Origin of the sequence: Streptomyces sp. NPDC005423, assembly GCF_040606415.1 — a bacterium.
Lineage (GTDB): Bacteria > Actinomycetota > Actinomycetes > Streptomycetales > Streptomycetaceae > Streptomyces.
On the sequence record NZ_JBEXET010000072.1, the window covers coordinates 5,036 to 27,380 of the forward strand.

The 22,345-nt window shown below is 72.3% G+C and carries 13 protein-coding genes; 10 read left to right on the forward strand and 3 right to left on the reverse strand.

Annotated elements, in window-relative coordinates:
• Positions 1 to 40: 40 nt before the first annotated feature.
• Both ABZT12_RS37425 and ABZT12_RS37430 read right to left on the reverse strand, forming a co-directional pair.
• A complete protein-coding gene (locus ABZT12_RS37425) occupies positions 41 to 1,270 on the reverse strand; it encodes an Ig-like domain-containing protein (RefSeq protein WP_356393777.1) in 1,230 nt (409 codons plus the stop codon).
• Between the two features lie 171 nt (positions 1,271 to 1,441).
• On the reverse strand, positions 1,442 to 2,674 hold the full coding sequence (locus ABZT12_RS37430) for an Ig-like domain-containing protein (protein ID WP_356393742.1): 1,233 nt from the start codon (positions 2,672 to 2,674) through the stop codon (positions 1,442 to 1,444).
• Positions 2,675 to 2,826: 152 nt separating this feature from the next.
• Between ABZT12_RS37430 and glgX the strand changes: the two genes are divergently transcribed.
• From glgX to ABZT12_RS37470, 8 genes are all read left to right on the forward strand, one after another.
• A complete protein-coding gene (gene glgX, locus ABZT12_RS37435; RefSeq protein WP_356393745.1) occupies positions 2,827 to 5,088 on the forward strand; it encodes a glycogen debranching protein GlgX in 2,262 nt (753 codons plus the stop codon).
• Between the two features lie 203 nt (positions 5,089 to 5,291).
• Positions 5,292 to 7,106 (forward strand): ABC transporter ATP-binding protein, encoded by a 1,815-nt coding sequence (locus ABZT12_RS37440; RefSeq protein ID WP_356393748.1) that lies wholly within the window; start codon positions 5,292 to 5,294, stop codon positions 7,104 to 7,106.
• Positions 7,103 to 8,962 (forward strand): ABC transporter ATP-binding protein, encoded by a 1,860-nt coding sequence (locus tag ABZT12_RS37445; RefSeq protein WP_356393752.1) that lies wholly within the window; start codon positions 7,103 to 7,105, stop codon positions 8,960 to 8,962. The genes ABZT12_RS37440 and ABZT12_RS37445 overlap by 4 nt, the downstream gene beginning before the upstream one ends.
• 18 nt (positions 8,963 to 8,980) lie before the next feature.
• Positions 8,981 to 10,708, forward strand: a complete 1,728-nt coding sequence (locus tag ABZT12_RS37450; protein ID WP_356393755.1) for an ABC transporter ATP-binding protein — start codon at positions 8,981 to 8,983, stop codon at positions 10,706 to 10,708.
• Positions 10,705 to 12,501, forward strand: a complete 1,797-nt coding sequence (locus ABZT12_RS37455; protein ID WP_356393756.1) for an ABC transporter ATP-binding protein — start codon at positions 10,705 to 10,707, stop codon at positions 12,499 to 12,501. Before ABZT12_RS37450 ends, ABZT12_RS37455 begins: the two co-directional genes overlap by 4 nt.
• Before the next feature lie 180 nt (positions 12,502 to 12,681).
• Positions 12,682 to 14,703, forward strand: coding sequence for a M4 family metallopeptidase (locus ABZT12_RS37460; RefSeq protein WP_356393759.1), 2,022 nt, complete (start codon positions 12,682 to 12,684; stop codon positions 14,701 to 14,703).
• Positions 14,704 to 14,957: 254 nt separating this feature from the next.
• On the forward strand, positions 14,958 to 16,616 hold the full coding sequence (locus ABZT12_RS37465) for a M4 family metallopeptidase (protein ID WP_356393762.1): 1,659 nt from the start codon (positions 14,958 to 14,960) through the stop codon (positions 16,614 to 16,616).
• 83 nt (positions 16,617 to 16,699) lie between these two features.
• Positions 16,700 to 17,209, forward strand: coding sequence for a DUF1990 domain-containing protein (locus ABZT12_RS37470; protein WP_356393765.1), 510 nt, complete (start codon positions 16,700 to 16,702; stop codon positions 17,207 to 17,209).
• Between the two features lie 24 nt (positions 17,210 to 17,233).
• Here the strand turns inward: ABZT12_RS37470 and ABZT12_RS37475 are convergent, their stop codons facing one another.
• Positions 17,234 to 19,852 (reverse strand): glycosyltransferase family 1 protein, encoded by a 2,619-nt coding sequence (locus tag ABZT12_RS37475; protein WP_356393768.1) that lies wholly within the window; start codon positions 19,850 to 19,852, stop codon positions 17,234 to 17,236.
• Between the two features lie 229 nt (positions 19,853 to 20,081).
• Here ABZT12_RS37475 and ABZT12_RS37480 point away from each other — a divergent pair, with 229 nt between their 5' ends.
• Positions 20,082 to 21,287 (forward strand): S8 family peptidase, encoded by a 1,206-nt coding sequence (locus ABZT12_RS37480; RefSeq protein ID WP_356393771.1) that lies wholly within the window; start codon positions 20,082 to 20,084, stop codon positions 21,285 to 21,287.
• A 214-nt stretch (positions 21,288 to 21,501) separates the two neighbouring features.
• Positions 21,502 to 22,345: maltotransferase domain-containing protein (locus tag ABZT12_RS37485; protein WP_356393774.1), on the forward strand; the 844-nt coding region annotated here is incomplete at its 3' end.

Below are 22,345 nucleotides of genomic sequence, written 5' to 3' on the forward strand. Positions count from 1 at the left end.
GCCGTGGGTCACGGCACCGGGCCCGCCGGTCAGGCGCGGCTCACGCCTTCCACTGCGCCCACGACATGTTCCAGCCGTTGAGCCCGTTGTCGGGCGAGACCGTCTGATCGTCGGAGTGCTTCACGACCACCACGTCACCGATCATCGAGTGGTTGTAGAACCAGGCGGCCGGCACGCTCTTGCTGTAGCCGCCCTTGACGTCCTGGAGGCCGACGCAGCCGTGGCTGGCGTTGTAGTTGCCGAAGGCGCCGCCGCCCCAGTAGTTGCCGTGGATGAAGGTGCCGGAGGAGGTCAGACGGATGGCGTGCGGGACGTCCTTGATGTCGTACTCGCCGCCGTAGCCGACCGTTTCGCCGTTCATCCGGGTCACTTCGAGCTTCTCGCTCATGACCATCTGGCCGTTCCAGGTGTCGTAGCCGGGCTTGCCGGTGGTGACCGGGATGGTCCGGACGGTCCGGCCGTCCTGGGTGACCTTCATGGTGTGCTTCTTGGCGTCCACCACGGAGACCTGGTTGCGGCCGATGGTGAAGGAGACCGTCTTGGCCTGCTTGCCGTAGACGCCCGGCCGGCCCTCGACGCCGTCGAGGTCGAGTTTGACGGTGACCTTGGTGCCGGACTTCCAGTAGTGCTCGGGGCGGAAGTCCAGGCGGTCGTTGCCGAACCAGTGGCCCTCGACGGGGACGGCCGGCCGCGTCGTGACGGTGATCGCCTTCTGCACGTCCCCGGGGTGGGTGATGCCCCGGGTGAAGTTGACCGAGAAGGGCATGCCGACGCCGACCGTGGAGCCGTCCTCGGGCGTGAAGGTGCCGGTGAAGGTGGTCTTCGGGGTCAGCGTGGTGAAGCTGGAGTCCTCGGCGGCGACCCGGCCCGCGGAGTCCTTGGCGACCGCGTGCACGGTGTACTTGGTGGCGGCGGCGAGATGCGAGGCGGGCGTCCAGGTCGCCCCGCCGCCGGTGATCGCGCCGTCGACCTTGCCGCCCGCCGTGTTCTTGACGACGACCTCGGTCAACTTGCCCTTGGCGGCGGTGACTTTGAGGGCGCCGGTGGTGTCCACGGCCTTGGAGCCGTTGCCTGGCGCGATCGTCACGACCGCCGCCGACTGCTTCGTCGCCGCCGTGCCCGCTTCCTTGCCCTTGGCGTCGCCCGAGCCGGACCCGGAACCCGGAGCCCCGCCTCCGCACGCGGTCACGGCGAGCAGCAGCACACCGACAACCACCGCCGCCGGAGCCTTGCGGCCCCGGCCTCGCGGGTCCCCCGATATCGGTCGCACGTTCAAGACGTTCTCCCCTCGCCGGGCCTGGTCCGGCCCGCACCCCAGCGCATCTGACGTGCGCGTCCGCGCATATTAACCGTCAGGTTTTGAGCTTCATGTCAGCTGGATGTCACCGTTCGGTCGCAACTTCGACCGGCGGCCGGCCGCGGGAGTCCGCCCGTTTGCGGGTCAGTTGACCGCGCTGCCCGCCTTCCACCGCTTCCAGCCCATGTTCCACCCGCCGAGTCCGTTGTCCGGAGCGACCGTCTTGTCCTTGCTGTGGACCACCTCGACCACGTCACCGATGAGGCTGCGGTCGAAGAACCAGCCGGCCGGGGTGTCGGAGCCGCCGCCCTTGACGTCCCGCAGACCGACGCAGCCGTGGCTGACGTTGGTCCGCCCGGGAGCGTCCGGCGCCCAGTAGTTGCCGTGCAGGAAGGTGCCGGAGTCGGTGAGCCGCATGGCGTGCGGGACGTCGGGGATGTCGTACTCGCCGCCGAAGCCGACCGTGCGGCTGTTCATCCGGGTCACCTCCAGCATCTCCATGACCACCATCTTCCCGTTGTAGGTGGTGGTCTTGGGGCTGCCGGCGGTGATCGGCACGGTGGACAGCAGCGCGCCGTCGCGCCGCACCTCCATGGTGTGCCGTGCCGCGTCGACCAGGGAGACCTGGCTGCGGCCGACGGTGAAGGAGAACGTCCGGGACTGGAGTCCGTAGACGCCGCGGGCTCCCTCGACGTCCCGCAGCCGCAGCGCCACCGTGACCTGGGTGCCGGGCTTCCAGTACGTCTCGGGGCGGAAGTCGACGCGGGTGGCGCCGAACCAGTGCGGGCGGATCTCCACGGCGGGTTTCGCGGTGACCCGGATGGCGCGCTCCACGGCGGCCCGGTTGTCGATGTCGCGGTTGAAGCCCAGCGAGACGATCATGCCGGTGCCGACCGTGGCCCGGTTCTCGGGGGTGACGTACCCCACGAACCGCTCGCCCGGGACGTACGTCGTGAAGGTGGTGTGCCGGGCCGAGCGGTGGCCGTCGTCGTCCACGGCCACCGCGTCGACCGTGTACTTGGCGGCCAGCGCGAGCCGGTCGTCGTCGGGCTGCCAGCGCGACCCGCCGTCCGAGAGGTGCCCCACGACAGGTGAGTCCTGGGCGTCCTGCTCCTTGACGACGGTCACCGACTCCAGCCGCCCGTCCGGGACTTGGACCCTCAGCTTCCGGTCGGGTCTCACCTCTCGGTCGGTGTCGTCGGGGGTGATCCGGATGGCGTCCTCGGGCGCCGGGGGTTTGCCCAGCATCCCGCCGATGGCGGAGCCGCCGGCGCCGCCCGAAGTGCAGCCGGCGGCTCCGGCCAGCAGTCCCGCCCATGTCAGTACGGCGGCCGTCGCGGCCCCCGCGCGCCGTGCGCGCCCTTGTGCGTAGCTCACGGGAGCACAACGACCGGCCCGGCCCAGGGGAAACGTGAGTGCGACGCAAGCTCTGGGCAGAACACTGGGGAGAACGACACGACGGGAGCCGCGGCCGGGACGCCCTACGCCCTGACTACTACGTCGTTCCACGAGCCGCGGGAGGCCGGACGGTGTCGAGCGCAGCCGAGCAGAAGGCAGTGCAGCAGGAACGGATCACGGGCGGGGTGCCGGTGCCGCGCGTGGTCGGGATACCGGCCGGCCCGGCGCGGGCGCTGCCGGCGCCCGTCGTCTGGCCGGGGACATCGATGCCACTGGGTGCCCGCTACCGGGTCGGTCCCGACGGGGTGGCCGGCACCAACTTCGCGCTGTGGGCGGGCGGTGCGGAGGCGGTCGACCTCTGTCTCTTCGACGCGGAGGGCCGGGAGACGCGGCTGGCGCTGACCGAGCCGACCCACGAGATCTGGCACGGCTTCGTGCCGGGGGTCGCGCCCGGCACGCGCTACGGCTTCCGGGTGCACGGCCGCTGGGACCCGTGGACCGGCGCCCGCTGGAACCCGGCGAAGCTGCTCCTCGATCCCTACGCGCACGCCGTGGACGGCGAGTTCGGGCTGCCGCCCGAGGTGTACGCGCATGTCCGCGACTGGCCGCAGCAGCACGTCGCGGACACCGTGCGCGACGACCGCGACTCGGCGCCGTACGTGCCCAAGGGCGTCGTCGTGCACGACGACACGACCGAGGACGAGTGGCTGGACGACCGCCGCCCGAAGACACCGTGGGCGGACTCGGTCATCTACGAGCTGCACGTGGGCGGCTTCACCAAGCTGCACCCGGAGATCCCCGAACAGCTCCGGGGCACCTACGCCGGGCTGGCGCACCCGGCCGCCATCGAGCACCTCGTCCGGCTGGGCGTGACGGCCGTGGAGCTGCTCCCCGTCCACCAGTTCGCGCACGAGGACCATCTGCTGCGCAAGGGGCTGAAGAACTACTGGGGTTACAACTCGATCGGCTACTTCGCCCCGCACGCGGCCTACGCGGCGACCGGCACGGCGGGCCAGCAGGTCGGCGAGTTCAAGCGGATGGTGCGGGCGCTGCACGCGGCCGGTATCGAGGTCATCCTCGACGTGGTCTACAACCACACGGCGGAGGCGGGCGAGTTGGGCCCGATGCTCTCGCTCAAGGGCATCAGCAACCCCGGCTACTACCGGCTCCAGGACGACGCCCGCCGCTACAGCGACTACACCGGCTGCGGCAACACCCTGCACGTGGTCCAGCCGCACGTCCTGCGGCTGATCACCGACTCGCTGCGGTACTGGGTGACGGAGATGGGCGTGGACGGCTTCCGCTTCGACCTGGCGGCGGCGCTGGCCCGGTCGATGCACGACGTCGACATGCTCTCGCCGTTCCTCGCGGTGATCGCCCAGGACCCGGTGCTGCGCCGGGTGAAACTGATCGCCGAGCCGTGGGACATCGGTTCGGGCGGTTACCAGGTGGGTGCCTTCCCGCCGCTGTGGACGGAGTGGAACGACCGGTACCGGGGCGCCGTACGGGACTTCTGGCGGGGCGCGCTGCCCGACGTACGGGATCTCGGGTACCGGCTGTCGGGGTCGAGCGACCTGTACGCGTGGGGCGGCCGGCGGCCCTACGCCTCGGTCAACTTCATCACCGCGCACGACGGTTTCACCCTGCGGGACCTGGTGTCGTACGAGCACAAGCACAACGAGGCGAACGGCGAGAACAACCGGGACGGCACGGACGACAACCGGTCGTGGAACTGCGGGGTCGAGGGCGAGACGGACGACCCGGACGTACTGGACCTGCGGCGGCGGCAGTTGAGGAACCTGCTGACCACCCTGCTGCTCTCCACCGGCGTGCCGATGCTGGTCGCCGGTGACGAGCTGGGGCGCACCCAGGGCGGCAACAACAACGCCTACTGCCAGGACAACGCGATCAGCTGGATGGACTGGAGCCTGCTGGAGGACCCCGCGTGGCGGGCGCTGACCGATCTCACCGCCCGGCTGATCACGCTGCGCAACCGCCATCCGGTGCTGCGCCGGCGGTCGTTCTTCTCCGGCCGGGCGCACTCCGTGGACGGGCTGCGGGATCTGGCCTGGTTCACCCCGAGCGGCGCGGAGATGACGGAGCACGACTGGTACGCGCCGGCGGCCACGCTGGGCATGTATCTGTCCGGGCGGGACATTCCGGGCCGCGACGAGCGGGGCACGCCGATCGTCGACGACAGCTTCCTCACGGTGCTGCACTCCGGGGACCGGCCGACGGAGTTCGTGCTGCCGGGGCCGCCGTGGGCGGAGCGGTACGAGGTGATCGTCGACACCGCGCGCGAGGACCAGGACGAGGCGCCGGGCGTACGGCACGAGGCCGGATCGGCGATCACGCTGGCGCCCCGGTCCGTGCTGCTGCTGAAGGTCGGCTGAGCGGGCCGGTCAGCCGAGGATGCCGCGGTCGTACGCCACGGCGACCGCGGCCGCCCGGTCCGACCCGCTCGAACAGGCATCGGCCGATCGGCTGATGCCGCCCTACGACCGGTCGAACGCGCAGGTCGCGGGGGCGTGGGCGGAGCCGGGCGCGGCCAAAACCCGCTAGGCACTGTCGGTGCCGATCCGTAGGCTCGCCCCTGATGGCCACGACACACGCACCCGCCGAAGACCGTTCCGACCGATCCGCCGTCCGTGTCCTCCTGCGCCTGTGGCCGTACGTCCGGCCCGTGCGGGCGCGGCTGTTCGTCGCCGCCGGGGTCGCGGTGCTCGCGTCCTGTACGGGGCTGGTGATCCCGCTCGTCCTGAAGTGGATGGTGGACGGTCCGGTCAGCGACCGCGATCCGGCGGGCGTGTGGCTGGGGGCGCTGTACCTGCTGCTGCTCGGCATCGCGGAGGCGCTGCTGTTCGGGCTGCGGCGCTGGCTGGTGGCGCGCCCGCTGTCACGTGTCGAGGCGGCGATGCGGGCGGATCTCTACGGGCGGCTGCAACGGCTGCCGGTCTCCTTCCACGACCGGTGGCCGTCGGGCCAGTTGCTCTCCCGGGGCACCACGGACCTGATGCTGCTGCGGATGTTCCTCGCCTTCCCGCTGACGTTCCTGTTGGTGAACGCCGTGACGATCCTGGTGGGGGTGACCATCCTGGTGCTCCAGAACTGGACGCTGGGGCTGGTGCTGCTGGGGCCCGCGGTGCCCATGGTCCTCACCTGCGTGGTCTTCGAGCGGCGGTACGCGCACGTGGCGCGGCTGGCGCAGGACCAGGTCGGGGACCTGACGACGGTCGTCGAGGAGAGCGTCCTGGGCATCCGGATCATCAAGGGCTTCGGCCGCCACCGCAGCCAGGCGCGGGCGTTCCGCGACCTGTCCGGCCGGCTGCGCGACACCGAACTGCGCAAGGCCGGCCTGCTGTCGACGATCTGGGGCGTCATCGTCACCCTTCCCGAAGTGGCCATCGGGGCGGCCCTGGTGCTGGGCACCGTCCAGGTGGCCGACGGCGGCCTCTCCGCGGGCACGCTGGTCGCCTTCCTCTCCACCGCCCTGGCGCTGCGCTGGCCCGTGGAGTCCATCGGCTTCCTCCTCGCGATGAGCCAGGAGGCGGCGACCGCGACGGAGCGGTACTTCGAGGTGATGGACGTCGAACCGGAGGGGACGGGGTCCGTCGGGTCCCGCGCCGGGACGGCCCCGCTCCCCGCGCCGGCGGAGGCGGAGGGCGGTCTGCGCTTCCACGACGTCGTCTTCCGCTACTCCGACGCCCCGGCCGGCTCCCCGCCCACTCTGGACCACGTCGACCTGCACATCCGGCCGGGCGAGTCGATGGCGCTCGTCGGCGCCACCGGCACCGGCAAGACCACGCTGACGGCGCTCGTCCCCCGGCTGCACGAGCTGACGTCCGGGCGGATCACGCTGGACGGCACGGACATCACGGCGATGTCCCGCGAGGAGCTGCGCACCAAGGTCGCCGTCGCCTTCGAGGAGCCGACGCTCTTCTCGGCGAGCGTCGGGGAGAACGTGCTGATGGGTGCCGAAGAGAGCGCCGGCGAGGCCGAGTTGGAGCGGGCGCTGGCCGTCGCGCAGGCCGACTTCGCGCACGCGCTGCCGCAGGGTACGCGCACCAAGGTCGGCGAGCAGGGCCTCAGCCTCTCCGGCGGCCAGCGCCAGCGCCTCGCGCTGGCCCGCGCGGTGGTCGGCCGGCCCCGGTTCCTCGTCCTGGACGACCCGCTCTCCGCGCTCGACGTGCACACCGAGGCCGCCGTGGAGGCCGCCCTGCGCCGGGTCCTCGCCGACACCACCGCCCTGATCGTCGCCCACCGCCCCTCCACGGTCCTGCTCGCCGACCGGGTCGCGCTGCTCTCCGGCGGCCGGATCACGGCGGTCGGCACCCACCCCGAACTGCTGCGCACCAACGCCGAGTACGCGCATCTCATGTCGGGCGCCGACCACCAGGAGGACCAGCGATGACCGCGGCCACCACGTCCGCCCCGGCCACCGGCGACGACGCGGAACCCCCGCGCCCGCCCGCCGTCGACGACCCCTTCGACCGGGACGTCCTGCCCACTCCGCCGGGCGCCACCGGGACGCTGCTCCGCTCGCTGCTCGCCCCGATGAGGGGCCGCGTCACCGTCACCACCCTGCTCCTGCTGCTCCAACAGGCCGCGGTGCAGGCGGGGCCGCTGCTGGTGGCGTACGCCATCGACCGCGCCGTACCGGCGTTCCGCCGCCACGACCACGGCCCGCTGATCGCCGTGGGCGCGGGCTATCTGCTGTGCGCGCTGGTCTCCGGCGGGCTCCAGTACGCGTTCATCGGCGCCGCCGCCCGCGTCAACCAGGACGTGCTGCTCGATCTGCGCGGCCGGATCTTCCGCCACGCGCAGGCCCTCAGCATCGACTTCCACGAGCGCTACACCTCGGGCCGGCTGATCTCGCGGTCCACCGCCGACGTCGAGTCGCTGCGCGAACTGCTCAGCGAGGGGCTCCAGGAACTGGTCACGGTCATCCTCTCGTTCGTCTACATCGCGGCGGTGCTGCTCTGGCTGGACCTGGGCCTGGGCGCGGTGGCGGTGGCGTCCTTCGTCCCGCTGTACGCGTTGGTACGGCGCTACCGGCGGCGGGCGGGACAGGTGTACGCGCTGCGGTCCACGGCGATCGCCGCCGTGATCGTGAAGTTCGTGGAGACGATGAACGGCATCCGGCCGGTCCGCGCCTTCCGCCGCGAGGACGTCAACGACGCCGACTTCCAGGTCCTGAACCAGCGGCTCGAACGGAGGAACGGCGACGCCCTGTTGGAGATGGCCCGCTATGTCACCGGCTCCCGGCTGATCGCCAACACGGCCGTCGCGGTGATCGTGCTCTGGGGCGCCTACCGGGTCGCGGACGGTTCGCTGGCGCTGGGTGTGCTGGCGGCGGCCGTGCTCTATCTGCGCCGCCTCTACGACCCGATCGACCGGCTCGGCATGTTCCTCAACTCCTACCAGTCGGCGGCGGCCTCCCTGGAGAAGATCGCCGGTCTGCTGGCCCAGACGCCCACCGTGCCGGAGCCGTCCACCCCCCGCCAACTCCCGTCACCCGCCTCGGACATGCCCGGCCGCGAGGTCGTCTTCGACGGTGTCCGTTTCACCTACCGCACCGGCGGCGAGGTACTGCCCCGCTTCGACCTCGCCCTGTCCGCCGGCCAGACGGTCGCCGTCGTCGGCTCCACCGGTGCCGGCAAGTCCACCCTGGCCAAGCTGCTCGCCCGTTTCTACGACCCGTCCGAGGGCCGGGTCCTGCTGGACGGCGTCGACCTGCGCGAGCTGCCGGTGCCCGAACTGCGGCGCGGGGTGGTGATGGTGACGCAGGAGGCGTTCCTCTTCTCCGGCACGGTCGCCGAGAACATCGCGATCGGCCGCCCGGACGCCTCCCGCACGGAGATCGAGCGGGCGGCGAAGGCGATCGGCGCGCACGACTTCATCAGCGCCCTGCCCGACGGCTACGACACCGACGTACGCAAGCGGGGCGGCCGCATCTCGGCGGGGCAGCGCCAACTCGTCGCCTTCGCGCGGGCGTTGCTCGCCGATCCGGCGGTGCTGATCCTCGACGAGGCGACCAGCTCCCTCGACATCCCCGGTGAACGGGCCGTGCAGCGCGCCATGTCGACGGTGCTGCGCGGCCGTACGGCGGTGGTGATCGCGCACCGGCTCTCCACCGTCGAGATCGCGGACCGGGTGCTCGTCATGGAACAGGGCATGGTCGTCGAGGACGGCACCCCTGCCGAACTGATCGCGGGTACGGGCCGGTTCGCGGATCTGCACCGGGCGTGGCGGGACAGTCTGGTCTAGAGAGGGCGGGGACGGCTGATGATCGACGCGTACGAGGACCCGGGCACACCCGACTGTCGTGGCGGCTGGTGGTTTCTGTGGTGGCTGGTGCGCCGCCAGCCAGGGCGGGCCGTGCTGGGGGCGGTGCTGGCCAGTGGGTGGATGGTGCTGATGGCGGCCACGCCGTACCTGATGGCGCGGGCCGTCGACGAGGGCCTCGAACCGGACGACATGGGCGCGCTGGCCCGGTGGAGCGGGGCGCTCTTCGCGGTCGGCGCGGTGAACGCCTGGATCGGTCTCCTGCGGCACCGGGTGATGACCCGGCTGCGGATGGACGCCAACTTCCGCACGGTGAAGGTCGTCGTCGGGCAGGCGGTCCGGCTGGGCGCGACGCTGCCGCGGCAGACCGGGGCCGGGGAGGTCGTCACGATCGGTGTCGGCGACGTGCAGACGATCAGCCAGTCGCTGACCGTGGTCGGCCCGGGGGTCGGCTCGGTCGTCGCGTACGCGGCGGTGGCCGGGCTGCTGTTCTCGGTCTCGCTGCCGCTGGCGGTCGTGGTGCTGCTCGGGGTGCCGGTCTTCGGGGTGCTGGTCGGGCCGCTGATGGGCCGGTTGCAGGGCGCGGAGACGGAGTACCGGGAGCGGCAGAGCGTGCTGACCGCTCGGATCGGCGACCTCGCGGGCGGGCTGCGGGTCCTCAACGGGCTGGGCGGCAAGGGGCTGGTCGCGGACGCGTTCGGCCGGGACTCGCTCCGGCTGCGGGAACAGGGCTACCGGGTGGGCTCGGTGACCAGCTGGATGCAGGCGCTCGGGGTCGGCCTGCCGACTCTGTTCCTCGCCGTGGTGACCTGGCTGGCGGCCCGGCTGACCGCCCAAGGGGCCATCACCGTAGGCCAGTTGGTGTCGGTGTACGGCTATGTCGCCGTACTGGTGGGGCCGGTGGCGTTCTTCGTCGAGTGCGGTTACCAGCTCAGCCGGGGCGTGGTGGCCGCCCGCCGGGTCGTACGACTGCTGCGGCTGGAGCCGGCCGCCGACCTCGGTGCCGCGCGGGCCCCCGCCGAACCGTCCGTGCTGCACGACCCGGAGTCCGGGGTCCGGGTGGCGCCCGGCCGGCTGACCGCGCTGGCCGGGGCGCGGCCGGCCGACGCCGCGGCCGTGGTCGACCGCCTCGGCCGCTACCGGCCGTCCGCGGCCACCTGGGGCGGGGTGCGGCTGGACGAGGTCGCGCTGCCCCAGGTCAGGGAGCGGATCCTGGTGGCCGGCGACGAGGCGGACCTGTTCGCCGGTTCGCTGCGCGAGTCGGTGGCGGGACGCGGGGCGGCCGGGCCCGGCACGGACGGCGACCCGGCCGTGACGCGGGCCCTGCGCGCCGCCGCCGCCGAGGACGTCGTGCGGGGGCTGCCCGCCGGGCTCGACTCGGCCGTGTCCGCGCAGGGCCGCAGTCTCTCCGGCGGGCAGCGGCAGCGGGTCAGGCTGGCGCGGGCGCTGTTCGCCGATCCCGAGGTGCTGCTCGCCGTGGAGCCGACGTCGGCGCTGGACGCGCACACGGAGGCCGCCGTCGCCGACCGGCTGCGCACCGCGCGGGCCGGCCGGACGACCGTCGTGACCAGTACCTCCCCGCTGCTGCTCGACCGCGCCGACACCGTGCACTACCTGGTCGACGGGAAGGTCGCGGCCAGCGGCCGGCACCGTCAACTCCTCGACGGGGAGCCGGGTTACCGGGCGCTGGTGGCCCGCGAGACCGATACCGAGGAGGCCGTACGGTGAACGCCGCGTCGTCGGGACAATTGCCGGTGGCGGAGGCCGCCGACGTACGGCGGGCCGCCGGACGGCTGGTCGGGGCCGACCCGCGGGCCGTCGCCGGTCTGCTCGGACTGAACGCCCTGGCGGCCGTGGCGGGGCTCGCCGGTCCGTGGCTGGTCGGCCGGATGGTCGACGCGGCACGGGCCGGGGGCGGGGTGCGGACGGTGGACCGGCTGGCGTTCGCCCTGGTGCTCTGTGCGGTGGCGCAGCTGCTGCTGGCGCGCTGGGCGCGGTACGTGGGCCACCGCTTCGGGGAGCGCACCCTGGCCCGGATCCGGGAGGAGTTCGTCGCGCGGACCCTGGCGCTGCCCGCGTCGGTCGTGGAGCGGGCCGGCACCGGCGATCTCACCGCGCGCGGCACGGCGGACGTGGCGACCGTGGGCACGACGCTGCGCGACGCCGGGCCCGAGCTGCTGATCAGCGGGGTGCAGGCGCTGTTCGTGTTCGGCGCGGTCTTCGTGCTGGAGCCGCTGCTCGGTCTGTTCGGTGTGCTGGGTCTGACGCCGATCTGGATCGCGCTCCGCTGGTACCTGCGGCGGGCCAGGAACGGCTATCTCGCGGAGGGCGCGGCCACCTCGGAGGTGGCGGAGGTCGTCGCGGCGACGGCGTCCGGGGCCCGGACGGTGGAGGCGTTCCGGCTGGCGGAGCGGCGGACCGCGGTGACCCGGGACGCGCTGGAGACGGCCCGCCGCGCCCGGCTGTACACGCTCTCCCTGCGGAGCGTGTTCTTCCCGGTGGTCGATGTGACGTACCTGATCCCGGTGACCGGTGTGCTGCTGATCGGCGGCTGGCTGCACGCGCGCGGCGCGATGAGCCTGGGGGCGGTGGTGGCGGCGGCGCTCTACTTCCGGCAGTTGAGCGAGCCGCTCGACGCGGTGCTGATGCGGGTGGAGCAGCTCCAGAGCGGCGGCGCCTCGTTCGCCCGGGTGGAGGGGCTGGCCCGGGCGCCACGCTCCGCGCCGGCCGGGGCACCGACCCCGGTGGACGACCGGATCGACGTGGCCGGGGTGCGGTACGCCTACGAGCAGGGCGGCGAGGTGCTGCGCGGGGTCGACCTCACCGTGCGGCCCGGGGAGCGGCTGGCGGTGGTGGGGCCGTCGGGGGCCGGGAAGACGACGCTGAGCAGGCTGCTCGCGGGGGTCGACGCGCCGACCGCCGGAACGGTGACGGTGGGCGGGGTGCCGATCGCGGATCTGGAGCCGGAGCGGCTGCGCCGGCAGGTCGTGCTGGTCACCCAGGAGCACCATGTGTTCCTGGGCACGGTCCGCGACAATCTGCGGATCGCCGAACCGGCGGCCACCGACGCGGAGTTGTGGGCCGCGCTGACGGCGGTCGGCGCCGAGGGCTGGGTGGCGGAGCTGCCGGACGGGCTGGACACCGCTCTGGGCGCGAACGGTTGGCCGACCGACGGTTCTCAGGCGCAGCAACTCGCCCTGGCGCGCGTGGTGTTGGCGGGTCCGCACACGCTGATCCTGGACGAGGCGACGGCGTTGCTCGATCCGGCCACCGCCCGGCACACCGAGCGGGCGCTGGCCGCCGTACTGGAGGGACGTACCGTCATCGCCATCGCGCACCGGCTGCACACGGCGCACGACGCGGACCGGGTGGCCGTGATGGAGGACGGTCTGCTCACCGAGGTCGGCGCCCACGAGGAGCTGGTGGCCGCGGACGGGGCCTACGCCGCCCTGTGGCACTCCTGGCACGGGGCGGGACCGGCACAGGCAGAGGCAGAGGCAGAGGTCTTGCCACCCGCATAGTCCGTATACCGAACATGAACATCCGGACAACGAACGAGTTCTGGCCAAGTTCCTGACGCGCTCCTGACAGAAAGCGCGGGCTGCTGCCACTCTTCCCACTGGCGCTTCACAGCAACCCCACAGCTTTCCCTGTGATCTCCCCTGGTCGCGCGATCCGCGACCGTCCAGAAGGAGTCAGTGTTGAGAAGCAATTCCTCGCGCAGACGCACCTCCCACACCCTCGCCATAGCCGGCGTCACCGCACTGCTCGCCGCCGCCGTCCAGGCGGGTGCCGCCACCGCCGCTCCCGCCAACTCCCCATCAGTGAAGGGCGATCCGGCCCACACCGCGGTGCGACTCTCGCCCTCGCAGCGCGCCGAACTGCTCCGCGACGCCGACGCGGCGCGGTCCGCCACCGCCCGCGACATCGGCCTCGGCTCCCGGGAGCGACTCGTCGCCCGTGACGTCGTCAAGGACGCGGACGGCACCCTCCACACCCGCTACGAACGCACCTACGCCGGTCTCCCGGTCCTCGGCGGTGACCTGGTGGTCGACACCGCCAGGTCCGGTGCGACCGAGCGGGTCGTCAGGGCGACGAACGCCGCCCTCAAGGTGGCCGACCTGACCCCGGACGTCACGAAGGCGTCGGCCGAGCGGCAGGCGGTCTCCCGCGCCGGGGCGCTCGGCGCCCGCGAACCGGCGGCCGAGTCGGCCCGCAAGGTGATCTGGGCCGCGAGCGGCAGGCCGGTCCTCGCCTACGAGACGGTCGTCGGCGGCCTCCAGGACGACGGCACCCCCAACGCGCTGCACGTCATCACCGACGCGGCCACCGGCAAGAAGCTCTACGAGTACCAGGGCGTCGAGACCGGCGTCGGCAACACCCAGTACAGCGGCCAGGTGACGCTGACGACGACCCAGTCGGGCTCCACGTACACGCTGAACGACGGCGCGCGCGGCGGCCACAAGACGTACAACCTGAACCACGGGACCTCCGGCACCGGCACGCTGTTCTCGCAGACCAACGACACTTGGGGCAACAGCACCACGTCGAACGCGGCGACGGCCGGCGCCGACGCGCACTACGGCGCGCAGGAGACGTGGGACTTCTACAAGAACACGTTCGGCCGCAGCGGCATCAAGAACAACGGTGTGGGCGCCTACTCCCGTGTGCACTACGGGAACTCGTACGTGAACGCGTTCTGGGACGACAGCTGCTTCTGCATGACCTACGGCGACGGCTCCGGCAACGCGGACCCGCTGACGGCGCTGGACGTGGCGGGCCACGAGATGAGCCACGGCGTCACCTCCAACACCGCCGGGCTCAACTACTCCGGTGAGTCGGGCGGGTTGAACGAGGCGACCTCCGACATCTTCGGCACCGGCGTGGAGTTCTACGCCGCCAACTCCTCCGACGTCGGCGACTACCTCATCGGCGAGAAGATCGACATCAACGGCGACGGCACGCCGCTGCGTTACATGGACAAGCCGAGCAAGGACGGCGGCTCCGCGGACAGTTGGTACTCGGGTGTCGGCAACCTCGACGTGCACTACTCCTCGGGCGTCGCCAACCACTTCTTCTACCTGCTGAGCGAGGGCAGCGGCGCCAAGGTCATCAACGGCGTCAGCTACAACTCGCCCACGGCGGACGGGCTCGCGGTCACCGGCATCGGCCGGGACAAGGCGCTCCAGATCTGGTATCGGGCGCTCACCACGAAGTTCACCTCCACCACCAACTACGCGGCGGCCCGCACCGGCACGCTGGCGGCGGCCGGGGAGCTGTACGGCACCACGGGCGCCGAGTACAAGGCGGTGCAGGACGCGTGGGCGGCCGTCGCCGTCGGCGCGCGCTCCGGAGGCGGCGGCGGGGGTGGCGGCACGTCGTTCGAGAACACCACCGACGTATCGATTCCGGACAACGGAGCGGCGGTCACGTCGTCCGTCACGGTCTCGGGCCGGTCGGGCAACGCCCCCTCGAACCTTCAGGTCTCGGTCGACATCGTGCATACCTGGCGCGGTGACCTGGTGATCGACCTGGTCGCCCCGGACGGGTCTGCGTACCGCCTGAAGAACTCCAGCTCCTCCGACTCCGCGGACAACGTGCAGGCGACCTACACCGTCAACGCCTCCTCCGAAGTGGCCAACGGTGTCTGGAAGTTGAAGGTCCAGGACGTGGCGGCACAGGACACCGGCTACATCAACAGCTGGAAGCTGACCTTCCCGTAGACCGCACCCCGCGGGTCGGTGAGAGGGGCGGCGTCCCGGGGTCCGGCGACCCGGGGCGCCGCCCTCGCCGGAGGGTCGTTTACATTCCGGCAACATTCATCTGACAGTCGTTTTTGAGCCAACATCACTTCAGGGTCCTGACATGTACGCGCCGTCAGTGTCAGTCTTCCCTCACGCCGCTTCAGCACAGCTACTTCACAACCGCTCCGGGCGGTATCCCCACGCCGCCCGGACTCCCCCACTGAGGAGCTTGCGTGACCCCCGTCTACGCGCGTCACCGCACCACTCTCGCCATCGCCACCGCCGTCGCCGCCGGAGCCCTGCTCGCCACCGGACTGACCTCCGGTGCCGCCTCCGCCCAGACCGCGGCGGCCGGGAAGGCCCCCCTCGCCGCCGCCCCGGTCCAGCTCAGCGCCTCCGCGCATACCGCGCTGGTCAAGCAGCAGCAGGCCGCGGCGCCCGAGACCGCCCGGACGATAGGCCTCGGCACCAAGGAGAAGCTGGTCGTCAAGGACGTCGTCAAGGACGTCGACGGCACGGTGCACACCCGCTACGAGCGCACCTACGCCGGCCTGCCGGTGCTCGGCGGCGACCTGGTCGTCCACACCGCGCCCTCCGGTGCCACCAAGAGCGTGACCAGAGCGGCCAAGTCGGCCATCAAGGTCGCCTCGGTGAAGCCGCAGATCACCGCCGCGAAGGCGGAGAAGCAGGCGCTGACCGCCGCCAAGTCGGCCGGCTCGGCCAAGACCTCCGCCGACTCCGCGCCCCGCAAGGTGATCTGGGCCGGCAGCGGCACGCCGGTCCTCGCCTACGAGACGGTCGTCGGCGGCCTCCAGGACGACGGCACCCCCAACGCGCTGCACGTCATCACCGACGCGGCCACCGGCAAGAAGATCTTCGAGTACCAGGGCATCGAGAACGCCACCGGTACCGGCAGGTCGCTGTACTCGGGCACCGTCAACCTCGAGACCACCCTGTCGGGCTCGACGTACCAGCTGACCGACGGCACCCGCGGCAGCCACAAGACGTACAACCTGGCGCACAAGACGTCGGGCACCGGCACGCTCTTCACCGACGCGGACAACGTCTGGGGAACCGGCGCCGCCTCCAGCTCCACCACCGACCAGACCGCCGCCGCGGACGCCGCCTACGGCGCCCAGGAGACGTGGGACTTCTACAAGAACACGTTCGGCCGCAGCGGCATCAAGAACAACGGCGTCGGCGCCTACTCCCGTGTGCACTACGGCAGTTCGTACGTGAACGCGTTCTGGGACGACAGCTGCTTCTGCATGACCTACGGCGACGGCTCCAGCAACACCCACCCGCTGACCTCGCTGGACGTGGCCGGCCACGAGATGAGCCACGGCGTCACCTCCAACACCGCGGGCCTCAACTACTCCGGCGAGTCCGGCGGGTTGAACGAGGCGACCTCCGACATCTTCGGCACCGGCGTCGAGTTCTACGCCGCCAACTCCTCCGACGTCGGCGACTACCTCATCGGCGAGAAGATCAACATCAACGGCGACGGCACCCCGCTGCGCTACATGGACAAGCCCAGCAAGGACGGCGGCTCCGCCGACTACTGGTCCTCCTCCGTGGGCAGCAAGGACGTCCACTACTCCTCGGGCGTCGCCAACCACTTCTTCTACCTGCTGTCCGAGGGCAGCGGCGCGAAGACGATCAACGGGGTCGCCTACAACTCCCCGACGTACAGCGGCTCCACCGTCACCGGCATCGGCCGCGCCAAGGCACTCCAGATCTGGTACAAGGCGCTGACGACGTACTTCACGTCGACGACCAACTACAAGTCGGCCCGCACCGGCACGCTCAGCGCCGCTGCCGCCCTGTACGGCTCCGGCTCCACCGAGTACAACGCGGTGGCGGCGGCCTGGACGGCGGTCAACGTCAGCTGACCGAAGACCGGCCCGGCCGGTCCCGGCACACGGCGGCACCCGGAACGGACTCCGTTCCGGGTGCCGCCCTACTCTTGGGTCCCATGTCCTTCACGTACGACGACGTCGGCGCCACCCGGGAGCCCGGCTTCTGCCCTCCGGGCTTCCGCTCCCTGCATGTGCGCACCCGGATAGGCGAGGGCGAGAAGATCTTCCGCCGGGCCGCCGAAGCGGTCCTGACCTGGGAGGCGCACCGGGAGACGGGCGTCGGCATCGAGACAAAAGCCGACCGTGCCGCCCCCGGCGCCGACGTCACCGTCACCCTCGCCGGAGTGATCCGCGCGCCCTGCCGCATCGTCTGGACGGTGGAGGAACACCGCCGCGCCGGCTGGGCCTACGGCACCCTGGAGGGCCACCCGGAGTGCGGCGAGGAATCCTTCGTCGTGGACCGCACCGGCGACGGCACGGTCTGGCTGACGGTCTCGGCCTTCAGCCGCGCGGCGAAGTGGTACGCCCGACTGGGCGGCCCCGCGACACGCGGCCTCCAGCACGCCTACGCCCGGCGGATCGGCAGCACCCTCCGCCAGATCTGCGCCCCCCTCTCGGACGTCTAGTGCCGCGGCACTAGCGCAGCGGCACTAGCGCAGCAACACCCCTGGCGCCTCGGCGAGTTCGTCCGACGGCCGCGCCACCAGTCCCAGCTCCGCGCCCGAGGCGAGCAGCCGGTGGGCGGGCAGGATGCGCACCGTGTATCCGTAGGGTCCGGTGCGGTCCAGGGAGAGGGGACCCTCGTAGGTCCAGCGGCAGTCCGGGTCCGGGCCGCCCGCGGGCTTCAGGGGGACCGTCGTCGCGTCCGCGATCCGGTCCTCCGGGTCGACGCGGCCCGACACCGCCTGCACCTCGACGTCGTCGGGGCCGAGGGCGCCGAGCCCCACCCGCACCCGCAGGTTGAGCGTCGTACCGAGTTCGGCGGTGGCGGTGGCGGCGGACGCCTCGACGTGGTCCACGGTGACCGTGTGCCAGGCGGAGCGCACCCGCCCCTTCCAGGCGGCGAGTTCGCGTGCCGAGTCCGGGTCCATCGCACGATGGGCGTGCGCGGCGGGGGCGTAGAGCCGCTCCACGTACTCGCGGACCATGCGGCCCGCCAGCACCTTCGGGCCCAGCAGGGTCAGGGTCTGGCGGACCATCTCGATCCAGCGGTCGGGCAGTCCGCCCTGGCCGCGCTCGTAGAAGCGCGGGGTCACCCGCTGTTCGAGCAGGTCGTAGAGGGCGGCGGCCTCCACGTCGTCGCGGTGGTCGGGGTCCGTGCCGGTGCCATCGGCCGTCGGGATCGCCCAGCCGAAGTCGGGCTGGAACCACTCGTCCCACCAGCCGTCCAGGACCGAGAGGTTGAGGCAGCCGTTGAGGGCCGCCTTCATGCCGCTCGTCCCGCACGCCTCCAGCGGGCGCAGCGGGTTGTTGAGCCAGATGTCGCAGCCCGGGTAGAGCTTCTGCGCCATCGCCATGCCGTAGTCGGGCAGGAACACGATGCGGTGCCGCACCCGCGGGTCGTCCGCGAACCGCACCAGCTCCTGCACCAGCCGCTTCCCGCCGTCGTCCGCCGGGTGCGCCTTGCCCGCCACCACGATCTGGATCGGCCGCTCCGGGTGCAGCAGCAGGTCCATCAGCCGGTCGCGGTCGCGCAGCATCAGCGTGAGGCGCTTGTACGACGGGACGCGGCGGGCGAAGCCGATGGTCAGCACGTCCGGATCGAGCACCCCGTCGATCCAGCCCAACTCGGCCGATCCGGCGCCGCGTTGGCGCCAGGAGGCGCGCAGCCGCTCCCGCACCTCGACGACCAGTTGTTCGCGCAGGTTCCGGCGCAGCTCCCAGATGTCCTGGTCGGGGATGTCGGCGACCGCGTCCCAGCGCTCCGAGCCGCCGACGGTCAGCGCGTCCTCGGTGCGCTGGGCGCCGATCTGCCGGGCGCCGAGCCGGAGCACCTCCGGGGCCACCCAGGTCGGTGCGTGCACCCCGTTGGTCACCGAGGTGATCGGCACCTCCTCGGCGTCGAAGCCCGGCCACAGGCCGGCGAACATCTCGCGGCTGACCTGTCCGTGCAGCAGCGACACCCCGTTGGCGCGCTGGCCCAGCCGCAGGCCCATCACGGCCATGTTGAACAGGTTGGGCTCGCCGCCCGGATAGGTCTCCATACCCAGCCGCAGGATGTGTTCCACGTCGATGCGCGGGAGTTCGGCGTCGGGCCCGAAGTGGGTGGCGACCAGCTCGCGGTCGAAGCGGTCGATGCCGGCCGGGACGGGGGTGTGCGTGGTGAACACGGTGCCGGCCCGTACCGCTTCGAGCCCCGCGTCGAAGTCCATCCCCTGGTCGCAGAGTTCGGCGATCCGCTCCAGCCCGAGGAAGCCGGCGTGCCCCTCGTTGGTGTGGAACACCTCGGGCTGCGGGTGTCCGGTCAGCCTGCAGTACGTCCGTACCGCCCGGACCCCTCCTATGCCCAGCAGCATCTCCTGGAGCAGCCGGTGCTCGCTGCCGCCGCCGTAGAGCCGGTCGGTGATGCCGCGTTCGCCGAGGTCGTTCTCCTCGACGTCCGAGTCGAGCATCAGCAGCGGCACCCGGCCGACCTGCGCCAGCCAGATCCGGGCGCGCAGCGGCCGGCCTCCGGGCAGCGCCAGCGAGATCTGGGCCGGGGTGCCGTCCTCCTCGCGGAGCAGCGCCACGGGCAGTTCGTTGGGGTCGAGGACGGGATAGTGCTCCTGCTGCCAGCCGTCCCGGGAGAGCGACTGTCGGAAGTAGCCGTGACGGTAGAGAAGTCCCACGCCGATCAGTGGCACACCGAGGTCGCTGGCCGCCTTCAGGTGGTCGCCGGCGAGGATGCCGAGACCGCCGGAGTACTGCGGCAGGGCGGCCGTGACGCCGAACTCGGGTGAGAAGTAGGCGATGGCGGCGGGCAGCTCGCCCGGATGTGTCTGGTACCAGCGCTCGCCGCCCACGTAGTCGGCGAGATCGTCGGCGGCGGCCGTCAGCCGGCGCAGGAACCGGCGGTCCTGCGCCAGTTCCGCGAGCCGGGCCGGCGACACACTGCCGAGGAGCCGTACGGGATCGCGTTCCGAGGCGGCCCAGCGCTCGGGATCGACGGACTGGAAGAGGTCACTGGTCTCCGCATGCCAGGACCAGCGCAGATTCCGCGCCAGGTCACTCAGCGGCCGGAGCGGTTCGGGGAGAACGGGTCGGACGGTGAATCGACGGATCGCCTTCACATGCCACCTCAGCGCGCTCGCTGGAGACGCACGGCACTGTGCGTCGTCGTCTCTGTAGACCGTAGCGGTGAAGGTGCCCTCCCCGCTGGTCGCCCGTGGATCGAAGGTCATCACCGCCGCTCCGGGTCTCCCCCGGCCGATATGGCCGGTTCCCCGCCCCGAGGCGTTCTTGTGGTGCCCCGCGCCGCACGAGAGGCTGCCGGTGGAGCCACGGAGGGGGACTTCGACCATGGCACGGACACGCCCACGGCCCGCGCGCCGGGCGGGGGGCCTGATCGCGGTCGCCGTCGCCACGGCGCTCTCGGCCGTCACCCCGCCCGCGCACGCCGCACCGGCGGTGCTCCTGCCCGGCACCGGCCGGCCCGGTGCCGTCGGCGGAAGCTACCTGGTCACGCTCAGGCCGGGGGTGCGGGCGAGAACCGCGGCCGGGAGGAGCCCGGCGGAGAGAGCCGGGGCGAGAATCAGCCACACCTACGGCTCGGTCCTCAACGGCTATGCCGTCCGCGCCGACCCGGCGCGGGCACGGCTCCTGGCGGCCGACCCCGAGGTCGCCTCCGTCGTCCCGGACACCCGCGTGACCTCCGACCGCGTCCAGAAGAACCCGCCGTCCTGGGGCCTGGACCGGCTCGACCGGCCCGGCCTGCCGCTCGACGGAAGCTACGCCCCGCCGGACTCCGGGGGCCGCGGAGTGACCGTGTACGTGATCGACACCGGCATCCGGATCACCCACCACGACTTCGGCGGCCGGGCCCGCTACGGCTGGGACTTCGTGGACGGCGACCCCGTCGCACAGGACGGCAACGGCCACGGCACCCAGGTCGCGGGCATCGTCGCGGGCACGGCCCACGGCGTCGCGAAGAGGGCCGACGTCGTCGCCGTCCGGGTCCTCGACGACCACGGCGCCGGCACGACCGCCCAGGTCATCGCCGGTATCGACTGGGTCACCCGGCACGCGCACCGGCCGGCGGTGGCCAACCTCAGCCTGGGCGGCGGGCACAACGCCCAGCTGGACGCCGCCGTACGCGCCTCCATCGCCTCCGGGGTGACCTACACCGTCGCCGCGGGCAACGCAGGGCGCCAGGTCGGCCGCCGCTCCCCGGCCGACGTACGGCAGGCGATCACGGTCGGCGCCACCGGCCGGACCGACGGTCGGGCGCCCTTCTCGGACTACGGCCCGGCCCTCGACCTGTTCGCCCCGGGCACCGCGATCACCTCGGCGTCGTCCGCGGGCGACACCGCTCGGGCGACCTCCTCCGGTACGTCGATGGCGTCGCCGCACGCGGCCGGTGCCGCTGCGGTCTACCTCGCGGGCCGCCCGCGCGCCGCTCCGGCCCAGGTTTCCGCGGCGCTCGTCTCGGCCGCCGCGTCCGGCAAGGTTTCCCGTGCCGGACCGGGTTCGCCGGACAGGCTTCTGCAGGTGCCGCGGTCCTGGTGACGATGTACTCTGTCGGCCCCGTTCTCCCAGGACGGGGCCAATTTTTTGCATAAATATCGGCAAGAGGAGTTAACAAAGCGCCGGATTGCTCACCCGAATAGGGTGGGAAGGCTCCACCAGGTACACCTCCAAGACGCGCGCCCCAGGTACCGTCCGCAGGCCCCCCTCCCCACACCCAGCAGCCACACCCACGTTGACGCGGACAGGAGCGGTCATGCCCGCCACGCACCACTCGTCACCACCCCAGACATCCGGCGCGGGATCGTCCCGCGCCCGCCCGGCCGCCAAGGCCCGGCCGGCCCCGGAGCCACCCTCCGCGGGTCCGGCCGCCGCCGGCATCGGGCGCATCCCGGTGCTGGACGTCCGGCCGGTCGTCCAGCACGGGAGCCGGCCCGCGAAAGCGGTGACCGGCGAGACTTTCGAGGTCTCGGCCATCGTGTTCCGGGAGGGTCATGACGCGGTCGCCGCCAATGTCGTGCTGCGCGATTCCGAGGGCCGGCCGGGCCCGTGGACCCCGATGCGGGAGCTCGCGCCGGGCAGCGACCGCTGGGGCGCGGACGTCACCCCGGACGCGCCGGGCCTCTGGTCGTACGCGGTGGAGGCGTGGAGTGACCCGGTCGCCACCTGGCGTCACCACGCCGGGATAAAGATCCCCGCGGGCATCGACACGGAATTGGTCCTGGAGGAGGGCGCCCGGCTGTTCGCGCGGGCCGCCGCCGGGGTGCCCAAGAGCAAGGGCAGGCGCGACACCGTCCTGGCCGCGGCCGACGCCCTGCGCGACGAGACCCGTCCGCCGACCGCCCGCCTCGCCGCCGCGCTGACTCCGGCGGTGGGCAAGATCCTGGCGCGGCATCCGCTGCGGGAACTCGTCACCGCCTCGGAACCCAGGCCCCTGCTGGTGGAGCGGGAGCGGGCGCTGTACGGGGCCTGGTACGAGTTCTTCCCGCGTTCGGAGGGCACGGCGCTGGAGCCGCACGGTACGTTCCGTACGGCGGCGCGGCGGCTGGCGGGGATCGCGGCGATGGGTTTCGACGTGGTCTACCTGCCGCCGGTCCATC